This window comes from Acinetobacter lwoffii, from assembly GCF_024129435.1.
GTDB lineage: Bacteria > Pseudomonadota > Gammaproteobacteria > Pseudomonadales > Moraxellaceae > Acinetobacter > Acinetobacter lwoffii_F.
The window spans coordinates 151,020-170,501 of sequence record NZ_JAMXXN010000006.1 but is presented as its reverse complement, the minus strand read 5'-3'; the positions used below and the strand labels follow the sequence as shown (position 1 = coordinate 170,501).

General features: G+C 43.9%; 16 protein-coding genes and 2 pseudogenes. 5 read left to right on the top strand and 13 right to left on the bottom strand.

Annotated elements, in window-relative coordinates:
* Nucleotides 1-79: pseudogene (locus NI455_RS06300) on the bottom strand (IS5/IS1182 family transposase); the annotation flags it as partial.
* Nucleotides 80-356: 277 nt separating this feature from the next.
* Nucleotides 357-1,700 (bottom strand): tyrosine-type recombinase/integrase, encoded by a 1,344-nt coding sequence (locus NI455_RS06295; protein ID WP_253113103.1) that lies wholly within the window; start codon nucleotides 1,698-1,700, stop codon nucleotides 357-359.
* Nucleotides 1,701-1,933: 233 nt separating this feature from the next.
* On the opposite strand from NI455_RS06295, the gene mutS reads away from it, so the two are divergent.
* From mutS to NI455_RS06275, 4 genes are all read left to right on the top strand, one after another.
* Nucleotides 1,934-4,567, top strand: coding sequence for a DNA mismatch repair protein MutS (gene mutS / locus NI455_RS06290; RefSeq protein ID WP_253113100.1), 2,634 nt, complete (start codon nucleotides 1,934-1,936; stop codon nucleotides 4,565-4,567).
* Between the two features lie 204 nt (nucleotides 4,568-4,771).
* A complete protein-coding gene (fdxA, locus tag NI455_RS06285) occupies nucleotides 4,772-5,095 on the top strand; it encodes a ferredoxin FdxA (RefSeq protein ID WP_004279936.1) in 324 nt (107 codons plus the stop codon).
* Between the two features lie 137 nt (nucleotides 5,096-5,232).
* Entirely contained in the window at nucleotides 5,233-5,952 is a 720-nt protein-coding gene (locus NI455_RS06280) for a D-Ala-D-Ala carboxypeptidase family metallohydrolase (protein WP_004279938.1), read from the top strand.
* 132 nt (nucleotides 5,953-6,084) lie between these two features.
* On the top strand, nucleotides 6,085-6,750 hold the full coding sequence (locus NI455_RS06275) for an O-methyltransferase (protein WP_004279940.1): 666 nt from the start codon (nucleotides 6,085-6,087) through the stop codon (nucleotides 6,748-6,750).
* A gap of 168 nt (nucleotides 6,751-6,918) precedes the next feature.
* Here the strand turns inward: NI455_RS06275 and NI455_RS06270 are convergent, their stop codons facing one another.
* The 11 genes and pseudogenes from NI455_RS06270 to NI455_RS06220 all read right to left on the bottom strand — a co-directional run bounded on the left by NI455_RS06270 (nucleotide 6,919) and on the right by NI455_RS06220 (nucleotide 17,628).
* The gene (locus tag NI455_RS06270) at nucleotides 6,919-7,761 is read right to left on the bottom strand and encodes a universal stress protein (RefSeq protein ID WP_004279943.1); all 843 of its coding nucleotides are present in this window, start codon (nucleotides 7,759-7,761) and stop codon (nucleotides 6,919-6,921) included.
* Between the two features lie 193 nt (nucleotides 7,762-7,954).
* Nucleotides 7,955-8,572, bottom strand: coding sequence for a DapH/DapD/GlmU-related protein (locus NI455_RS06265; protein WP_253113097.1), 618 nt, complete (start codon nucleotides 8,570-8,572; stop codon nucleotides 7,955-7,957).
* Nucleotides 8,565-9,164, bottom strand: a complete 600-nt coding sequence (locus NI455_RS06260) for an IMPACT family protein (protein ID WP_253113094.1) — start codon at nucleotides 9,162-9,164, stop codon at nucleotides 8,565-8,567. Before NI455_RS06260 ends, NI455_RS06265 begins: the two co-directional genes overlap by 8 nt.
* Before the next feature lie 119 nt (nucleotides 9,165-9,283).
* Nucleotides 9,284-10,471 (bottom strand): beta-barrel domain-containing protein, encoded by a 1,188-nt coding sequence (locus NI455_RS06255; protein ID WP_247144197.1) that lies wholly within the window; start codon nucleotides 10,469-10,471, stop codon nucleotides 9,284-9,286.
* Nucleotides 10,468-12,609 (bottom strand): type I secretion system permease/ATPase, encoded by a 2,142-nt coding sequence (locus tag NI455_RS06250; protein WP_253113091.1) that lies wholly within the window; start codon nucleotides 12,607-12,609, stop codon nucleotides 10,468-10,470. The genes NI455_RS06255 and NI455_RS06250 overlap by 4 nt, the downstream gene beginning before the upstream one ends.
* Nucleotides 12,606-13,961: pseudogene (locus NI455_RS06245) on the bottom strand (TolC family protein). The gene NI455_RS06250 and the pseudogene NI455_RS06245 overlap by 4 nt, the downstream one beginning before the upstream one ends.
* 205 nt (nucleotides 13,962-14,166) lie before the next feature.
* On the bottom strand, nucleotides 14,167-14,910 hold the full coding sequence (gene lptB / locus NI455_RS06240) for an LPS export ABC transporter ATP-binding protein (RefSeq protein ID WP_005104345.1): 744 nt from the start codon (nucleotides 14,908-14,910) through the stop codon (nucleotides 14,167-14,169).
* On the bottom strand, nucleotides 14,910-15,476 hold the full coding sequence (lptA, locus tag NI455_RS06235; RefSeq protein ID WP_253113088.1) for a lipopolysaccharide transport periplasmic protein LptA: 567 nt from the start codon (nucleotides 15,474-15,476) through the stop codon (nucleotides 14,910-14,912). Before lptA ends, lptB begins: the two co-directional genes overlap by 1 nt.
* Nucleotides 15,460-16,008 carry an LPS export ABC transporter periplasmic protein LptC gene (gene lptC, locus NI455_RS06230; protein ID WP_253113085.1) on the bottom strand — a complete coding sequence of 183 codons (549 nt, stop codon included), beginning with the start codon at nucleotides 16,006-16,008 and terminating at the stop codon, nucleotides 15,460-15,462. Before lptC ends, lptA begins: the two co-directional genes overlap by 17 nt.
* A 33-nt stretch (nucleotides 16,009-16,041) precedes the next feature.
* Nucleotides 16,042-16,581: a KdsC family phosphatase gene (locus NI455_RS06225; protein ID WP_253113082.1), complete on the bottom strand. Its 540-nt coding sequence runs from the start codon at nucleotides 16,579-16,581 to the stop codon at nucleotides 16,042-16,044.
* Nucleotides 16,582-16,584: 3 nt separating this feature from the next.
* On the bottom strand, nucleotides 16,585-17,628 hold the full coding sequence (locus NI455_RS06220; protein ID WP_253113078.1) for a KpsF/GutQ family sugar-phosphate isomerase: 1,044 nt from the start codon (nucleotides 17,626-17,628) through the stop codon (nucleotides 16,585-16,587).
* 432 nt (nucleotides 17,629-18,060) lie between these two features.
* Here NI455_RS06220 and cysS point away from each other — a divergent pair, with 432 nt between their 5' ends.
* Nucleotides 18,061-19,482, top strand: coding sequence for a cysteine--tRNA ligase (gene cysS, locus NI455_RS06215; protein ID WP_253113074.1), 1,422 nt, complete (start codon nucleotides 18,061-18,063; stop codon nucleotides 19,480-19,482).

Here is a 19,482-nt window from a genome sequence, read left to right as displayed (position 1 = left end):
AGTTGTGGTGAATGGATAAATTACGCAGAATAACTTTCAACTTTTGCCAGTGTTGATCTGTCAGCATGGTACGAGGCATAGCGAATAGTAAAATTGGGTTTGGCGATTTGATTTTACTACTTCGCTATTTTTTTAAGCTAAAAGTGTCAACACACCCTAGTAAAGTTAAAAAAAATATATAATACAGCACAGATTTGTACCGATGCTTTAGCTGATCCATATCCAATTAAGCTCTATTTTGGTATTAAATTATTATAATGAAATCAGCACAAATCCCCTACAAAATCCTACATAAATATATACTTGTACTTAACAATAGAAAATTTATTAAAATTAATCATTTATTTAAGTTTACTTTAACTTAAAAGTACATCCAAATGATCAGCCCATTTCTGCAACCATTCCGCCCATTCTTTTTCATACGCATGTAAATTGTAAGTACCTTGTATTCCTTTTTTTGAATGCCCTAATACAGCTTCTGCAATTTCTGCAGGACAACTCAATCTAGATAAACCAGTACGTACAGTCCGTCTCAAGTCATGGGGACTCCAATCTTGAATTTCGGACAACCACAATTGTTCAGGCTGTAAGGCATATGAAAGTTTTTCAGGATGTCGCATTTGCCATTTATACACTGTAAGAACTTTTTGGGTAATTGCCTTACCTTTAATTCTTGATTCAAAAAGAAAGTCTGACTCGCGAGATAATGCTTTTATGTATTCTAGGCATTGTTTGGAAAGTTGGACATACCTATCCGTACCATTCTTGCTTCCTTTTAAATGCCAAGTACTTTTTTCAAAATCAATGTCCGCCCACTTTAACTCACAAACTTCTCCAGTACGGCATCCAGTCCATAACGTAATTCGAATAATATGCCTAAGTTTCTCTGAGAAACCTGATGTTGGAAGCCATTCCAATACTTTTTTAATTTCTTTATCTGATAGCACCCGGCTACCCTTTTTGTGTGTTAATTTCACCCTGCTTTGCTTTAAACTAGATTTAGCCAAAAGTGCCGGATTTGCAAAATCATCCTTAAATTTTTCTAATCCTATACAGTAGTCATAAGCCAGTGTTAATTCTGCCAATACCCGCCCAGCTTGAACATTTGCACCACGCTCAATAATCTCAGAAATCATATTTACGACATCTTTTCGCGTCACTTGATCAGCTGCTATATGCCCTAATACTCTAACCGCATCGCCGTATAGTGTTCTTCTAGCTTCATCTTGTCCTTTACGTTTTCTCGCTCCTGGAATCAACTTCTTACTGCCTGTTTTACTATCTAAAACATAACGGTCTTCAATGACATTTATTAAATATAAATCAATCAGTTCTTTGACTGTAAATTGGGTATTTATTTCATCTCGTTTTTCTTGCTCAATCTTTTTTTGTTCCTTCTGATCTTTTAGCTCCTGACTTGGGCAAATACCTGCTCTGCGTTTAATCTTCATCTTTTGAAGCTCTACTCTAGCTTCAGCCAATGACATATCTGGATAAGTACCAATTTTTACTTTCTTTAACGAGTTATCAATAGGACTTCTGAAGCGATAAGAAAATGAAGTCAGACCTGTTTTCCCCTTATTAACTCTTAACCCTTCATTTTCACCAATATCTACTAAGAAAGTTTCAGGTTTCATTTTTTCAATAGCTCGAGCAGTTAACGCTACTTTTTTTGTATAAGTAGGATCTTTTACAGTCATATAGTTTTTCTAACCTTTTCGCACTCGGTAATTTTGCTAAAATCACCCTCAGATTTTTCAGCATGCATATACTGATAGGATTTTAAATAAGATACACCAATAAAAGGCATACTAAAAGGTATACTTATTCACTGGATTCCTTAGGACTTGCTTGTTACCCCTAAGCAGCAACAGGAATGTAAGCAGATGATTATCATTGAAGAACTTATTATTTTTAAAGGTATTTTTATTAGATGAACATAGAAAATTCAAGTATTGATCTATCATCACTTACACCTATGATGCAGCAATACATGTCGGTGAAAATGCAACATCCGCATTCATTGATGTTCTATCGTATGGGTGATTTTTATGAACTGTTCTTTGAAGATGCACACAAGGCAGCCAAGATTTTAGGCATTACCCTGACCCATCGCGGTAAAGCCAATGGTCAGCCGATTCCTATGGCGGGCGTGCCTTATCATGCAGCCGAAGGTTATCTGGCACGTCTGGTCAAAAAAGGCGAAACCGTAGTGATCTGCGAGCAGATTGGTGAAGTCACTGGCAAAGGACCGGTTGAGCGTGGTGTAGTTCGAATTATTACGCCAGGTACCCTGACCGATGATGCCATGCTCGGTGCACATCAAAGCTCGAATCTGGTGGCTTTGTGTATTCAGCAGAATCAGATCGGCATTGCACTTCTTGATCTCAGCGCTGGCCTATTTAAAGTCCAGCAGCAGGATTATGATCTTAACCAGCTCATGATTGAACTGGCGCGTTTGATGCCAAGCGAAATTCTGCTGGATGAAAATATCACTGATCCGACATTGACCGAACAACTCAAACAACAGCTGGATATCTCGGTCACCAAACGTCCCGATGTCGATTTTAACCTGAACAATGCGCAAAAAACCTTATGCGACCAGTTTGCTGTCAGCACGCTTTCAGGTTTCGGCATTGATCATTTACCTTTGGCTAAAGCAGCGGCTGCGGCACTGATTCACTATGCAAAAGAAACCCAGAAAACTGCGTTACCGCATATCCGCACGATTCAGCTAGAACAAAGTTCAGATTTTATTGCTTTGGATCCGGTGACACGCCGTAATCTTGAACTGATTGAGCCTTTATTTGAACATGGGACATCCTTATTTCAACTGATCAATGACTGTCAGACTGCTATGGGTGGACGCTTGCTGAGTCGCACCCTGATGCAGCCTTTGCGTGACACTGCCTTGCTGGACGAACGTTTAGATGCCATCCAGGCCCTGCTACAAGGTTTCCACGAAGTGCCTGTACGTCTGGTTCTAAAAGAGATTAGCGATATTGAACGTGTGCTGAGCCGTATTGCGCTTGGCAGTGCCCGTCCACGTGATCTGGTACAACTGCGTCAGGCCTGTGCGCAAATTCCATTTTTACGCCATGCCCTGCAACCGATTGTCAGTCAGCAACAGTCCAAACTTTTAGTACAACTCAATGAAGAGCTAGGCGACTTCCATGGTCTGCATCAACGTCTGATGTCCGCCATTGTGGAAAACCCGCCCGTCCTGCTTCGTGATGGTAATGTCATTGCCGAAGGTTTTGACAGTGAACTCGATGAACTACGTCAGATTCGTGATCATGCCAGCCAGTTCCTGATTGATCTGGAAATTAAAGAGCGTGAACAAAGCGGAATTCCGGGACTGAAAATTGGCTACAACCGCGTCAGTGGCTATTATATTGAACTGACCCGCGCACAGGCCGAACAAGCACCCGAGCATTATATTCGCCGGCAAACCCTGAAAAATGCCGAACGCTACATCACCCCTGAACTGAAAGCATTTGAAGACAAAGTCTTATCTAGCGAATCGCGTGCTTTGGCCCGTGAGAAAATGCTGTTTGAAATGCTGCTGGATGAACTGCGTCAGGATATCGGCAATTTACAGATGATGAGCAGCGCCATAGCCCAGATTGATCTGATTGCGAATTTTGCCCATCAGGCGCGTTTACGCAACTGGTCGCGTCCAAAATTCAGTCCTGAAGTTGGTGTAAGTATCACTGCTGGTCGGCATCCGGTGGTAGAAGCCCTCAGTAAATCGGCCTTTACTCCGAACGATACGCGACTGGATTTTTCCCATCGCATGGCCATCATTACCGGCCCCAACATGGGTGGTAAATCCACCTTTATGCGCCAGACTGCATTGATCGTGTTGCTGGCTTATTGTGGTGCCTATGTTCCAGCGCAAGCTGCAACTTTAGGTCCGGTTGACCGTGTCTTTACCCGGATTGGTTCTGCCGATGATTTATCGACCGGCAAATCAACCTTTATGGTGGAAATGACCGAAACCTCGCAAATCCTGCATCATGCCACCAGCCAGTCTTTGGTACTCATGGATGAAGTTGGCCGTGGAACCAGTACCTATGATGGCTTGTCTTTGGCTTGGGCCTGTGTGCTGGATCTGACCAAACGCATTCAATGTTTATGTCTATTTGCTACCCATTATTTCGAACTGACTGAACTGGATAAGGAAAGTGGCATTAATAACTACCATGTCACGGCCAAAGAGCTGAATGGTAATCTGATTTTATTGCATAAGGTGCAACATGGCCCGGCCAGTCAAAGTCATGGCTTGCAAGTCGCGAAATTGGCAGGCATTCCGGCTGCGGTGATTAAAGAAGCGCAAAACCGCTTAAAGATTCTGGAAAAACAGCATCAGGCCAAGCCACTGAGCCCGCAGCATGATCTGTTTGCAATGCCTGAAGTTATGCAGCCTATAGAACGTATCATCGAAATTGAAAAAGAATCGCCTGCACTGGACTTACTCGAAGATATTGATGTAGATAGTTTAACTCCGCGTGAAGCCTTGCAGCAGTTATATGCGCTCAAAGACCTGATCAAACAGCCAAGTTAATTCTCGGTCCTAGACCTCATCTGGCATAGGGTCGATGTCCTGAACATACCGATGAATGCTGTAATTCATCGGTATGCGACCTTTTTTCAAATCTAACAGCCCTATATATAACAAATATCAATAAAAGGAATTGTTAGTTCCCCCTGTTTTTGCCTAAAATACAGCATTCGTAATTAGAACCATATTTTTTAGGTAGCTGTCGCCATGACCTTCGTTGTCACTGAAAATTGTATTAAATGTAAATATCAAGACTGTGTTGAAGTTTGCCCTGTAGACTGTTTCTATGAAGGTCCTAACTTCCTTGTGATTAACCCGGACGAATGTATCGACTGTGCGTTATGCGAACCTGAATGCCCGGCAAATGCAATTTTCTCTGAAGACGAATTACCAGAAGGTCAGGAAGTCTTTATTGAACTGAATGCTGACCTGTCACAAAAATGGCCAAATATCACACAAATTGGTGACCAGCCAGCAGACCGTGAAGAATGGAATGGCAAAGCAGACAAATTACAATACCTTGAAAAGTAATTAGTTTAAACTTTAAAAGATCAGCAAATGCTGATCTTTTTTATACTCAACGCACACATTTCATTGCAATATTCTCCAAATTTCTCCCTATATTTAGTCTAAAATAGCGCTATTTTGTAAATATCTGATTTCTATAAATGAAGAACTTGTTAAAGGGATTATTGAGTCTTTGTATAATTCCTCTTGTTTTTGTGGGCTGTACCACGACCACAAAACAACCTGGACAGGCCACCACACCTGCTGGAAAACGGATTTACATTCCACAAGAACGTGTTCAATACGATCGTAAAGCCCACCCGAAAACTGTGCCTTATGTGTATACTCACTGGGTATCGGCACTGGATAATTTGTCACGCGTGCGTGAATATGAGGTTTTTCTGGAACGTCATGGGGTTGGCAATATCATTCCGAGTTTCGAGTTAATGCGTACTGCACGTGATTGGGCCAAGTGTGGTCGTTCCCAATACATGATTCCAAGCCGTGAATTATGGGCCAATCAGATCCCAACTTTAAAAGTCTTTAAATATCTGGTTGCAGCCAATGTACTGACTGATTTTGAAGTCACATCAGTCTATCGTGACCTGCCTTTGAACCAGTGTGCCGGTGGTGCCAATTCTTCACGCCATCTTTACAACTCTGCGATCGATTTCCGGATTGGGCCTGAATATCCTCAGGCACAAGATTATAGCTATATTGAAAATACCAAGTTCAAATTGTGTCAGTTCTGGGTCCAGCATGGTCAAAGCCTAAATATGGGACTCGGCATGTATGCTTCTGGCCAAATCCACATCGATACCCAAGGTTATCGTACTTGGGGACCGAGTTTAGGCCGTAATTCTTCGATGTGTAATTACTAAGTCATGACAACCGCTCTACAAAGTTCATCCAGGACTTTTTAGAGCCTAAAAAATCAGCACCTATAGAACAATAAATTGCGCTCTGCCGCGAAAAGTTTAAAATGCACGCATCGCAATCGAGGTGCTAAGACTATGCAACAAATGTGGACAGACATTGATCACTACATTGATTCACATTTAATTCCTGAAGACCCCATTCTGAATCAAACTCTTGAGAATACCGCAGCGCACGGTTTTCCTGATCATCTGGCTGTAGCACCAAATCAAGGCATGTTGTTGCAGATGCTAATCCAGATGAACCAGTGTAAACGTGTACTGGAACTCGGCACATTTGCAGCATATAGCACCATGTGGCTGGCACGTGCCTTGCCTGATGATGGCTATATCCTGACGATTGAAGGACGTGATACCCATGCGGCAATGGGTCAGGAAAATATTGATCGCGCGCAGCTTAAACAGACCGTCGAACTGAAATGCGGCCGTGCAGCAGATGTGCTTAAAGCCCTGCCTGCAGATACGGAAGCTTTCGATTTCATCTTTATTGATGCAGATAAACAGAGTTACCCTGAATATCTGGAGCTCAGTTTAAACCTGTCGCACTCAGGTACACTTATTTTTCTGGACAATGTCATTCGTGCTGGCGAAATCATTAATCCGGACAATAATAAACCAAGTATTGAAGGCATTCGTGACATGTTTAAAGCGCTTCAAAATCATCCACGTATCTTGTCATGCACTGCTTTACAAACGGTTGGCAGCAAAGGACATGATGGTTTTGCACTCGCGATTGTGAAATAAAACAAGAAGAACAAAAATCACCCAATGACATATTTATTATAAATAACATTAACTTATAAATATTAACCACAGAGTTATCCACAATATATGAGGATAACTCTGGTCATTTTTAAATCAAGCTGTAACAATTTACGATTAGACTTCGCGCTTGGCTATTTTATGCAATCCTTACTTCGCAACCAGTAAAGGTACTTTGGAATTCCGGAAAATCGTGGTCGCAATACTGCCCAAAAAGAACTGGTGAATTTTACTGTGACTAAATGCACCCAACACGATCAGTTGAATCCCGAGTTCCTGTTGATAGGTCAAAATATTTTCTGCGACATCGCCATAGCGGTATTGTGGCACCACATCTAAACCGGCCTGATTTAAATATTGCAAAGGTTCATTTAGAATTTCAGCATGATCACCGATATATAACAGATGACATTGCAATAAGCGCAGCAGATCACTTTCCGCAATCCGTTTCATCATCTTGATACAGGTCGGTGAATATTCATAGGCGAAAATAAATCGTGTCGGCGGCTTAAACTGTTCTCCGACCGTCATCACGGTACAGTTTGCCCCACGAATAAAATTTTCCACATTGGTACCAATCGGTTTGTTTTTTTCAGCGGAGCGTTCACCGAGTAATCCAATCACTGCGATATCATCAGGCTGCAGGATCTGAAAGCTTTGTTCCAGAAAATCACCCTTTTCCTGAATATGGGTGGTTTGAATGCCGTGTTCTGCCAGAATCCGCTCCGAAATGTGTTGCAGCAGGTTATTGCTATAATCCAGCGCGATTTCACTTTGTTTTTGTTCAAGCTCAGCCAGTTCTTTCAGTAACATGGCATTACTTTCAAAGCCAATCACTCCGCTGATTTCCCCCAGATGATAACTGGCCGGGTAATAATCCAAAACCTGTAACAGGACCAGTTCACGGCCAGTCTGTTTGGCAATCCATGCCGCCGCGTCTGCCAGCGCGTTTATACATGGCGATGAGTCGATGCAGGCGATGACACGTTTCATGTTTAGCCTCTCTTCTATTTATGATAAAAATTTCTTAGTTATTTTTAACTTAGCATAAGCATTCAAAAATGTGCAGCGAAATCTGTAAGGCTTGACTTGAAATATGTTAACTTTTATGTGAACAAATATAGATCAATATATCGAACCATCTGCTGAGTCAGGCTGTTGCATCAAGCACTTGACTTCCAAAAGCTTATTCACGATAGCGAATGAATTGGGCCGGATTACCGGCGACAATCGCACGCTTCTCGACATCCTTGGTCACCATACTGTTCATTCCCACCACGGCCTGATCTGCGATTTTAATTCCGTCCTTGATACCGACATGCGCACCGAGCCACACATCCCGACCAATCTCGATGCCTTGCGAACGTACTGGCTGCTGATAAATCGGCTGCTCCAAATCCATGCCATGATCAAAGGCATAAAGATGACAATAAGCGGCGATGCGCACCTGATCATGCAGTTTAATCCCCACCCGGCCACCATCCAGAATACAGTGATGATTGATCGCCACTTCATTACCGATCTCTAGGGGGCCATGTAAGGTGCAATCTGCAGCAATAAAGCTATTATCACCAATAATGATTTTGCGTCCCGGCTCCGCGAAAATATGCGCAAGAGGTGAAATAAAACAGTTTTCACCAATCTCGATGGTTTCCATTTCCATCAAGTAAGCCTGATAGTCCTTTTGCCACGCTTCTGCCCAGCTACGATTTTTAGGCTTTAAAGACCAGTACAGCCAAGGCATATAATTCAGGCGATGTTTGTGCTGTTCACGATATTTCAGTAATGGATCTACGTCAGTCATCTGTCGCTTCTTCTATGATTTTGAGCTGTTCGCGGCCGCGGGTCACATCTTGAATTTTTAAGGCAAAAGATTGAATTTGATGTAACTGAAATAAGACACTGACCTGCACCCCTTCGGCTGTATATTCTTCCTGATAATCGATTTGTTGCTGATTCAATTCATATTGAAAGATGGCCCATTCATTGAATTGACAGGAAAATTGCACCTTTTTCTTTTCAATCAGTTCAATTTTTTCTGCCAACAACAAACATTGCCCAGCACAACCGCCATAGGCCCGTACCAAGCCCCCTGTTCCCAGCTTGATCCCGCCATACCAGCGATTGACCAATACCAGCACATTGGTCAGCTCATTGCCTTCAATGGTCGCCAGAATCGGACGTCCTGCAGTACCTGAAGGTTCACCATCATCATTAAAGCGTACCTGATGGCCAATTTTCCAGGCCCAGCATTGATGCGTGGTGCTTGGATCACGATAAGTTTCCAGAAAATCTTTGACGTCCTGCTCATTCTCAACAGGGGTGGCAAAGGCCTGAAAGCGGCTTTTTTTGATGTCTTCCTCAAAACTGACCAGGCTGGCAATGGTAAATGGCATAACTTCAGGCTTTAAACTCTCACTGCTGCAGTATACCCGCTTTGCACAGACAAATAAAAAGCCTCTCCACGGAGAGGCCTGATTTTGATCGATTGTTTTACTCAATTGCTTGGCAAATATTACCGTTCACGCAAGGCTTCTTTGGCTTTATTAAATGGCTTGATCAGATAATCCATCACGGTTTTTGAACCAGTACGAATATCCACGGTGGCCACCATCCCTGGAGTAATATTGAACTCCTGCCCGGCATTATTGCTGAGCTTGTCGCTATCGGTACGGATATACACCCGATAATAAAATTGATCCTGCTTGACTTCATCACGCAAGGTATCCGGTGAAATCATCGCAACTTTACCATTCAACCCACCATAGATCGAATAATCATAAGCTGTAATTTTAACCAATGCTTCCTGATCAGGGCGAATAAAGGCAATATCACGCGGCGAGATTCGTGCTTCAACCAGTAATTTTTCATCCAGTGGCACGATGGTCATCAACTTGCCATTTTGTGGAATCACGCCGCCCAGCGTCATCACATCAATCTCTTTGACGACACCGCGAACCGGTGATTTAAAAACAGTTCGGCTCAAAGTATCCGACTTGCCACGTACCACCTGTTGCTGGGTTTCTACATCAGTATTGGCTTTGGACAATTCTTCCCGCGCATTCACATAATATTGATTACGGATATCATTCATCTGATTACGCAGGTCATTGGCTTCACGTTTTAGACGCAACACTTCAACTTCACTGGCTGCCCCTTTGGCGACCAAGGGAGCGGTCATTTCCAGTTCTTGCTGCACCAGTAACAAAGCCTGTTCCAGGCCTGCAACGGATTCTTGTAAATTGGCTCGACGCGACTGATACAGGGCCGTTTCTTCTTTAACCAATTTGGGATATTTCAACACTTCTTCGGGGAAAACTAACGGTGCACCAGTGACTTCCGCACGTAAACGGGCTGAAGTGGCACGTGACGACACTAGCAAGGATTCTGATTCACCGACATTGGATTCAAAGCGGGTCGGATCAAGCTGGGCCAATACTTGCCCACGCTCGACAATTTCACCTTCTTTGACATTAAGTTTAGTCAAAATACCGCCATCCAGAGACTGAATCACCTGCTCTTTGGATGATGGAATTATTTTTCCAGTACCGGTAGATACTTCTTCCAATTTGAATAACCAGGCCCAGGTCAGTAATACCAGTAGGCCAATGCCGATAATCCAGATGATGACACTTGATTTGGGTAATGGCGGTTCCTGAAAGCTGACCTTGCTGGAACGTTTTAGTTGCTGTAGTTCACTCATGCACTTGCTCCCACAACCCGCTTATTACCACCCTGCGACTGATTCAGGATCTGATCCCGTGGTCCATCCATCACAATCTTGCCATCATTGACCACCAGAATACGGTCCACCAGTTCCAATACCGCACGGCGATGAGTCGCAACGATCATCGTACGATGGGTTAAATACCCTTTAAGATGATCAATCAACTGTTTTTCTGACACATCATCAATGGCAGCGGTCGGTTCATCCAGTAGCAAAATCTTTGGTTGACGAATCAACAACCGCGCCAATAACAAGGCTTGGCGCTGTCCACCAGAAAAGCCGACACCACCCTCTAAAATGATATGATCCAGCCCTTCTTTTTTCTCCTGTACAAATCCCAGTGCACCGGTAATTTGTAAGGCTTCCAGAATTTGCTGATCGGTGGCCAAAGGTGCACCCAAAGTCAGGTTTTCACGAATTGAACCATAAAATAACTGCGAGTTCTGATTTAGCAAACTCATATCACGCCGCACATCTGACGGATCAATCAGGGTCAGATCAATCCCATCCAGCTTGACCTTGCCCTGTAACGGTGTCTGCATCCCAGACAAGAGCTGCAACAAGGTCGATTTTCCTGCACCATTACGGCCCAGAATTGCAATTTTCTCCCCGGGCTTGATCTCTAGCTTGGGAATCATCAAACTCGGTTTCGGATCATCATCGCCATATTTGAACACCACACCGTTGAGCTCATAATGCCCATCCAGTGCCGGACGATGAATCAGGTGCGAATAATCCGGCTGGTCCACCGGTTTTTTCATGAGTTCATCCAAACTAGCCTTGGCGACTTTAGCCTGTTGCAAGCGACCCAGTACACCCGTAATTTGTGAAATTGGTGCCAGCATGCGTGAAGATAGAATCGAACAGGCCACCAGTGCGCCTGTGGTCATGTCACCCTCCATCACCGCAAAAGCCCCGACCAAGACTACAATTGCAAAGGTCAGTCCCTGAATTTTTTGGGTCCAGGCGGTCATCAAGCCGACAATTTTACGTTGCTGCATGCTGACATCGGCTGACACTTCATTCATATGATTCCACTGGTTCTGGAAACGCGTTTCAGCTCTTAACAGCTTGATGTCTTCAATTCCTTGTACAGCTTCTACCAGCAAGGCATTGCGGATGGCAGATTCGCGCATGCCCAACTGAGCCAGCTGTGCCAATTTTTTCTGCGCCAGAATTCCCGGAAGAATCATTAAGGGTACAACGAGTAGCATGACCCAGAACAGATTGCCACCGATCACCCAGAAGATCCCTAAGAACAGGAAGAAGAATGGCAGATCGGCAATTGCTGTGACTGTGGTTGAAGTCACCAGTTCGCGGACGCCTTCCAGCTCACGAATTTGTGAAATAAAGGTTCCTGTTGATTTGGAACGTTCGCTGTTTTTAATCCGTAATGAATGACCAAAAACCCGGTCAGAAATTTTTAAATCCGCACGTTTACCAATAATGTCTGACAGATAGATCCGCGAGACACGTAATACAAATTCAAAAATCGCAGCGATCAGCACGCCACCGGCCAACACCCATAACGTCGGAATAGATTGCGATGGAATGACACGGTCATAGACATTCATCGAGAAAACTATCGTGGCCAGTGCCAGAATATTGGCAATTAAAGACGCAAACATCACATCGATATAGCGCTTCCAGTCATTCAGGACAATCGACCAGAACCAGTTTTTCTCAAAGGGTTTGATATATTCATCCACCCGCGCATCTGGAACTGAAGATTCAGGACGCAGCACATAAAGATGCTTTATGCCAACCTCTAACTGTTCAATCGTGAAACTTTGAGATAAACCTTCATCACCACTGAGCTGTATGCTAACATTCCCTTGTGTGTCGATGCGTTCGATCACGCCTACATCACCACTATCGAATTCAACCAGTAAAGGTAAACGCCATGGATTCAGCAGGCTGCGGTCAAATTTATTTTTACGAACATTTAAACCCATCTGACGACTGACAATTTTGAGCATGTCATCGATATCATGATGCTGGTTCCAGTCCAGTTGCAGGCGTATCCGCTCCTCAGAAGGCTCGATCCGGTAATGCCGGGCAATATTTAAAACTGCCTGAAGCCAAGGTTGATAATTTATTATTGTAGTACTCATGGCTGAACTTCAAACCCCTGAATAGAAATACTGTTAAGCGCGTAAATATCCCGTGTACGGCCCGTGACCTAAATGTACTGTACGATCGCCGAGTAAATGTCATAGCGTGCCGATTCAATTTCCTGCGCGGCACTATGAATGGCTTGCTCTGCATTCAGCAAATCCACTACGGTTCGGGTACCCAATTTATATTGTTCTTGATACAGCTCTTTGGTGCGTACCGTGGTTGCGCGGCGCTGGGATAAAACCCCCATTTGCTTTTGTTTATTTTCAATCTGTTCTCGGATCAAGCGTACCTGATCCAGCACATCCAGATAGACCGTATTGACCTGTGCACGTGCAGCTTCTTCGGCATAACTGGCGGCACGAGTCTGTGAACGTGTTGCACCACCCTGATACAAATTACTGCTGGCTTCAATCATGATTGAATTATAAAAGCCGTCATCTTCATTATTATTCGGATTCCGCCCATTAACAGCCTGACTTAAACTGCCTTTGAGACTGATGGTCGGATAAGGAATATCCCATTCAATCGCAGATACATCAAATCCTAGCAAGGTACGCAAGCGTTGTTGATATTGTCTTAATTGGGTCTGCTGTACAATCAGATTCGATTGCGCTGCTTCCAGATTGGACTGGGCCTGAATTGGGTCGGCCTGACTGCTGATTCCGGCGCGGGCACGCAAATTGGCAATTTCTGCAATCCGTCCAATGCCCTGAATCTGCTGTTGGGCAATCTGGGTGATTTGCTGATAACGTTTGATATTCACTATTGCATCTGCTACTTCAAATGCAATCTGATCCAGACTAACCAGCACTCTTGCCTGTTCTTCTGCTAAACGGGCTTCTTCCACACTGACATTGGTTTTAATTTTGCCAAAGTCATACAGCATCTGGGTGGCATTCAAAGAAACCATTTGTCGTCCACGTTCACCGGAAGTGAGGTCATCTGTCCCGATACCCCCGAATAACTGCGGATAATAACCTGATCTCGCTACATCAATATTCGCAGCCTGCGCAGATAATGTCGAAATACTCTGAGTGATTTCAGGACGTCGTTGCACTGCCCGGTGTACGGCTTCCACCAGATTCATTGTCTTTGGAATGCCGGCTGTGCTTGTAGAACTTAAAGCTGGCTGTCCTGACTGTGGCCGGGTAATTTGCGGCAGCTCAGCTACTTTTGATGTATCTAATGAATAATGATCGAGCGAGGTAATATCAATGGTATGCGCTGACCGTGTCGGCTTGGGTGCAATCAGCTGACCCAAGCCATTTTTGAGATTGGCAAAATAATGGGGTGAGCTTTCTGCATGCACCAAAGATACAGATAAAGGCAAAAGAAGAAGTATCAATCTCTTTCTTTTTTGATCTGTTTTCCCCTGATTTTTTTTTAAAGTGTTCTACCCTAAATCGCATAATAATTAATGTGTCGTGTTTTAGCCTAACCATATATCAAATTCCTTTAAAAGAAATCTTTTTCACTTTGATTTGATCAAAAAAAACCCTGCATCCGACAACTGGCGTCTGATGCAGGGTTTTTATATAAAGCAGGATTATTTAAACAGTGAAATCATCACCCAGATAAACTTTTCTCACGGTCTCATTCGCCAGAATTTCTTCTGGTGTGCCTTCAGCAAGCAATGCGCCTTCACTGACAATATAAGCATGCTCACAAATCGCCAGCGTTTCACGCACGTTATGATCGGTAATCAGCACCCCAATTCCGCGATCTTTCAAGGTCGTAATAATATCCTTAATATCTCCAACCGAAATTGGATCGACACCAGCAAAAGGCTCATCGAGTAGCATAAATTTTGGGTCCGCCGCAAGTGCACGCGCAATCTCGGCACGACGTCGCTCCCCACCGGATACACTCATGCCCAAAGAATCTTTAATATGAGTGATTTTAAAGTCTGCCAATAGCTCCGCCAGACGTTGCTGACGTTGTGCCTTGGTCATATCTTTACGGGTTTCCAGAATCGCCATAATATTTTCTGAAATCGTCAGTTTTCGGAAAATCGAAGCTTCCTGCGGCAAATAACCAATTCCCTTACGTGCCCGTTCATGCATTGCAAGGTCGGAAAGATCCAGATCATCCAGATAAATTTCCCCCTTATCCATCCGCACCAGACCGACTACCATATAGAAACTGGTGGTTTTTCCGGCACCATTTGGTCCGAGCAACCCAACAATCTGGCCACTTTCCATGCTGAACGAAACATCTTTCACTACCCAGCGTTTATTATAGTTTTTCGCCAGATGTTTAATGGTGAGGGTTTGAACCTGCTGCGATTGCTCCATTAATCACGCGCTCCCGGGAAGGATGTTGAACTAGAGGGTGGAATCACGATTTGTACGCGGCCAGACGATGAACCGGTTTTGTTTGGTGTTCCGGTAGCTTCGATATCGCCTTTGTTCATGCTGTATTTTAAAGTCGCACCACGAATACTGGCACCGTCCTGTTGCAGGAAGGCATTACCTGACAAGGTAATAATCCCAGTTTCAGCATTATAGACAATTTTCTGCGCCTGACCTTTGGCAAGACCTTTGGCCGGATCCACTTTTTGCTGGAACTGTGCCGGGCTGCCTGTCGCCGTAATCAGGCTGATCTGGCGCTTATTGTTCAGATTAGCCACAATCGAATTGGCTTGCAGCTTCATGGTGCCCTGTTCAATGATGACGTTGCCCGAATACGTCGTCACACCCGTCCGCTCATTGAAAGTTGCCCGGTCAGCCAGCAAAGTGATTGGCTGGTTACGGTCAGATGGCAGTGCAAAAGCAGCGATTGAACCGAGTCCAACCACAGTCGCAAGCATCATACGCTTCAGGAAAGTGTGCATCATTTTGGCTTTAGGAGTTTGGTTCATACTTTCCTCGAACATTAAAGAATTCGTATTGACCATCATTAAGATTGGCTTTAAGACCCTTGCTGACAAATTCAGCCTGTGGAGATTCCACAATCACTGTCTTGTCTGTTTCAATTTCACGTGTTTTTGGAAAAGCGGTTAGTTCTTCAGTACGAAACTGCATTTTCCCATTTTGCATGATTTTGGTGGCGAGCACTTGTTGAGAGAGTACAACTTTTGTATTGTCATCATAACCATGCGCCATTTTGGCAAAGAAAGTTGCATCGACTTTGCCCTTGTCATAGGTCGATGCTCGCAGATTTTCCAGCTTTGAGGTTTCTAGCTGCAGGTTCTGCTCAAGTCGGTCCACTTGGGCACGAACCGACACCTGGCCTGCTTCATCCGTCTGGGTTAAGTTAATATTTTGAGCGGAATAGGTCATGCTGCGCGCAGAGTCTGCCTGTAGCTTGTTGCCCTTGCCACTGTAATAGTAATAACCACCACTTATTGCGGCAATAATCACAGCCGTAATATATAAAACTTTAGTATCCATAAGCGGTGTACTTAATCCAAAAGATATGACTTATTAATAAGGCGCACGAGTATATTTTTCAAGTAACTCTTGGTACATACCTTTGGACATTAACAGCATATCGCAGATTTCACGCACCGCACCACGTCCACCCTGCGCCTGAGTCACCAGATCGGCACGGCGGCGAACTTCGACATGGCCATTCGGCACGGTCACTTTCATGCCGGCAATGGCAAAAGCAGACAGATCAGGCCAGTCATCGCCCATGTACAGGCAATCTTCAGGATCAATGTTGAGCTGCGCACAGGCTTCACGAAGTGCTGTACCTTTGTCTTCACGGCCCTGATAGACCAGATCAACACCCAGATCCGACATCCGTTTTTGTACAATATTACTTTGACGTCCAGTAATAATAATTACCTTGATCCCTGCTTGCTGAACCAGTTTCATGCCCAGACCATCCCGAATATCAAAGGATTTGATCTCATCACCAGTATTGGTCAGCGTTACAAAGCCATCACTTAAAATACCATCTACATCAAGCACCAGTGCTGCAATATGACGTGCCTGCTCTAATAATACATAAGATGCCATTTATTAATTTACCCCAGCCTGAATCAGGTCATGCATACTAATCACGCCAATGACTTTATTGGCATCATCAACAACTACAAATTGATTAATTTTATGTTCATTCATACGTTCCAGTGCGACCACTGCACGTGCTTCCTGAGAAATGGTCAACGGATTTTTGGTCATCACGTCCTGAATAACCAGATTGACGTCAAAACCTTGCTGCTTGTCAATCAAGCGACGCAAGTCACCATCGGTAAAAATCCCCAGCAACATATCATTTTCATCGACGACTGTAGTTAAGCCCAGGCGCTTGTTGGAAATTTCGTACAATACTTTATTCATGGCAGTATCAGGCGAGACTTTAGGTAAATCGGCTCCAGTACGCATCAGATGTTTCACGTGCAATAACAGACGCTTACCTAGCGCACCTGCAGGATGTGAACGTGCAAAGTCATCCGAAGTAAAGCCGCGAGCATCCAGTAAAGCCACTGCTAAAGCATCACCTAAAGCCAATGTTGCCGTCGTTGACGATGTCGGCGCTAAACCGAGTGGACAAGCCTCCTGAATATTACCCAGCGTCAAAGCCACATCAGCATTTTGTGGCATTGGACCACGATCATCGCCACTGATGGTAATCAAAGGAATTTCCAGATGTTTGATGAGTGGCATCAGCATCATGATTTCATCACTCTTGCCCGAGTTTGAAATTGCAATCAGCACATCACCAGCCACCAGCATCCCTAAGTCACCATGACCGGCTTCACCTGGATGCATAAAAAATGAGGGAGTTCCGGTCGAAGCAAAGGTCGCCGCCATTTTACGGCCAATATGACCTGACTTGCCCATTCCGGTAATCACCAGACGGCCAGTACACTGTAAAATAATTTCACATGCCCGGCTAAAACGGTCATCAATCTGTGTTGCTAAAATCTGTAGTGCATTTTCTTCGATGCGCAGTGTTTCAAGTGCGACTTTCTGGAAATCTAGTTGATTCGCTGTTTTTTGTGAATTCAAAGCCTGTTTACCTACGCTAAGGACAGAGAAAAACTCTGGTTTGATGGGCATAATTTTCGCAATTTTAGCATAGCTATGCAATTGTAAGCTTTCTAAATGTAGAAGATTCGACGGATTTTTAATATATTCAGATTGTATTCAACTTGCACAATCTGGTATCTCCATCTCTACATTCGCTCCATTTTTAAAACTATAGAATGTGCTTATTTTTATTTTTTAGGGGAACACGCTTACGCTATCCAAAATAGGTTTGGTTCAAATCAGACCAGACTCATTCAAATATAATTCAATCATACTGGCAAACACTGCCTCTGAAAATGTAAGCTCAATATCGCCATTTCACTTCCTAAACCTCTTCTTCCTAAATCACTCTTGTCGCCTAACTCCCCTAAATAACTGAGGCTTTTTACGCTTTTATCTTTATGAATAATTATGCTTAGGTTAAGATGATTCATCCTTTTATTTGAAGTCTTTTGAACAGCTATGCAACCATTTGTTCTATATAACTCAGAGCAACGCAAAAAAGTAGAATTCGTACCTCGTGTTGAAGGTCAGATTGACCTGTATGTCTGTGGAATGACGGTTTATGACTACTGTCATATTGGACATGCACGTACAGTGGTTGCATTTGACTATATTATCCGCTTCCTGCGTAGCCAAGGCTGGAAAGTCAAATATGTGCGTAATATTACGGATATTGACGACAAAATTATTAAACGTGCCAATGAAAATGGCGAAAGTATCTCAGAATTAACAGGTCGCTTTATTGATGCGATGAATGAAGACTTTTCCAAACTGGGCTGTCTTGCGCCTGATGCAGCACCTAAAGCGACAGATTACATTGATCAAATGCAAGCAATGATCGGCAATCTGGTCGACAAAGGTACGGCTTATCCTTCCAATAATGGCGATGTCTACTTTGAGGTCGAGAAGTTTGCCAAATATGGTCGTCTGTCTGGCCGTAAACTAGAAGATATGCAGGCCGGCGCGTCTGAACGTGTCGATGTTGAAGTCGAAAAGAAACACCCGTTTGACTTTGTACTGTGGAAACATGCCAAAGAAAATGAGCCATCATGGGCTTCCCCTTGGGGTAATGGCCGTCCAGGCTGGCATATTGAATGTTCAGCAATGTCGACCTGCTGCCTAGGCAATCATTTCGATATTCATGGCGGTGGTGCTGATTTAACCTTCCCGCACCATGAAAATGAAATTGCACAATCTGAAGCATCTACTGGCGAACAGTATGTCAATTACTGGATGCATGCCGGATTCATCAATGTCGACGGCGAGAAAATGTCGAAGTCTTTAGGCAATTTCTTCACCATTCGCGACGTGATTGAAAAATTCCATCCGGAAGTGGTGCGTTACTTTATTATCTCTTCCCATTATCGTAGCCCGGTGAACTATTCGGATGTTGCCTTAAAAGAAGCGAAAAATACTTTGTCTCGTTTCTACCACTCATTTAAAACCTATCAGGCGGTTTATGGTGATCATCTGGTTGAAACTCTGGATGAGGCTTTGGTTGAACGTTTTAATGCCGCTATGCGTGACGATTTCAATACGCCTGAAGCGATTGCGGTATTGTTCGAAATCAATAAAGAACTGAACCGTGCTGTGAAAGAAGAACATACGGAACAGGCAGCGATCTACTACGCAACTTTACGTCACCTGACCAATATTCTCGGTCTGGTACAGCAAGATGTAGATGAGTTCCTCAAATCTGACATTGGTCAGGAAGCATTGGGACTATCGCCTGAACAAATTGAAGATTTGATTCAACAGCGTCAGGATGCCAAGAAAGCCAAAGAGTTCGCACGTGCAGACGAAATCCGTCAATCTTTACTGGATCAAGGAGTTGTTCTTGAGGATACCCGTCAAGGTACAGTTTGGCGTCGTGCTGATTAA

What these genes read in the sequence shown, in the direction of transcription:
- NI455_RS06295 (WP_253113103.1), bottom strand. Translation starts at nt 1,700, where the DNA reads ATGACTGTAAAAGATCCTACTTATACAAAAAAAGTAGCGTTAACTGCT.
- mutS (WP_253113100.1), top strand. Translation starts at nt 1,934, where the DNA reads ATGAACATAGAAAATTCAAGTATTGATCTATCATCACTTACACCTATG.
- fdxA (WP_004279936.1), top strand. Translation starts at nt 4,772, where the DNA reads ATGACCTTCGTTGTCACTGAAAATTGTATTAAATGTAAATATCAAGAC.
- NI455_RS06280 (WP_004279938.1), top strand. Translation starts at nt 5,233, where the DNA reads ATGAAGAACTTGTTAAAGGGATTATTGAGTCTTTGTATAATTCCTCTT.
- NI455_RS06275 (WP_004279940.1), top strand. Translation starts at nt 6,085, where the DNA reads ATGCAACAAATGTGGACAGACATTGATCACTACATTGATTCACATTTA.
- NI455_RS06270 (WP_004279943.1), bottom strand. Translation starts at nt 7,761, where the DNA reads ATGAAACGTGTCATCGCCTGCATCGACTCATCGCCATGTATAAACGCG.
- NI455_RS06265 (WP_253113097.1), bottom strand. Translation starts at nt 8,572, where the DNA reads ATGACTGACGTAGATCCATTACTGAAATATCGTGAACAGCACAAACAT.
- NI455_RS06260 (WP_253113094.1), bottom strand. Translation starts at nt 9,164, where the DNA reads ATGCCATTTACCATTGCCAGCCTGGTCAGTTTTGAGGAAGACATCAAA.
- NI455_RS06255 (WP_247144197.1), bottom strand. Translation starts at nt 10,471, where the DNA reads ATGAGTGAACTACAGCAACTAAAACGTTCCAGCAAGGTCAGCTTTCAG.
- NI455_RS06250 (WP_253113091.1), bottom strand. Translation starts at nt 12,609, where the DNA reads ATGAGTACTACAATAATAAATTATCAACCTTGGCTTCAGGCAGTTTTA.
- lptB (WP_005104345.1), bottom strand. Translation starts at nt 14,910, where the DNA reads ATGGAGCAATCGCAGCAGGTTCAAACCCTCACCATTAAACATCTGGCG.
- lptA (WP_253113088.1), bottom strand. Translation starts at nt 15,476, where the DNA reads ATGAACCAAACTCCTAAAGCCAAAATGATGCACACTTTCCTGAAGCGT.
- lptC (WP_253113085.1), bottom strand. Translation starts at nt 16,008, where the DNA reads ATGGATACTAAAGTTTTATATATTACGGCTGTGATTATTGCCGCAATA.
- NI455_RS06225 (WP_253113082.1), bottom strand. Translation starts at nt 16,581, where the DNA reads ATGGCATCTTATGTATTATTAGAGCAGGCACGTCATATTGCAGCACTG.
- NI455_RS06220 (WP_253113078.1), bottom strand. Translation starts at nt 17,628, where the DNA reads ATGCCCATCAAACCAGAGTTTTTCTCTGTCCTTAGCGTAGGTAAACAG.
- cysS (WP_253113074.1), top strand. Translation starts at nt 18,061, where the DNA reads ATGCAACCATTTGTTCTATATAACTCAGAGCAACGCAAAAAAGTAGAA.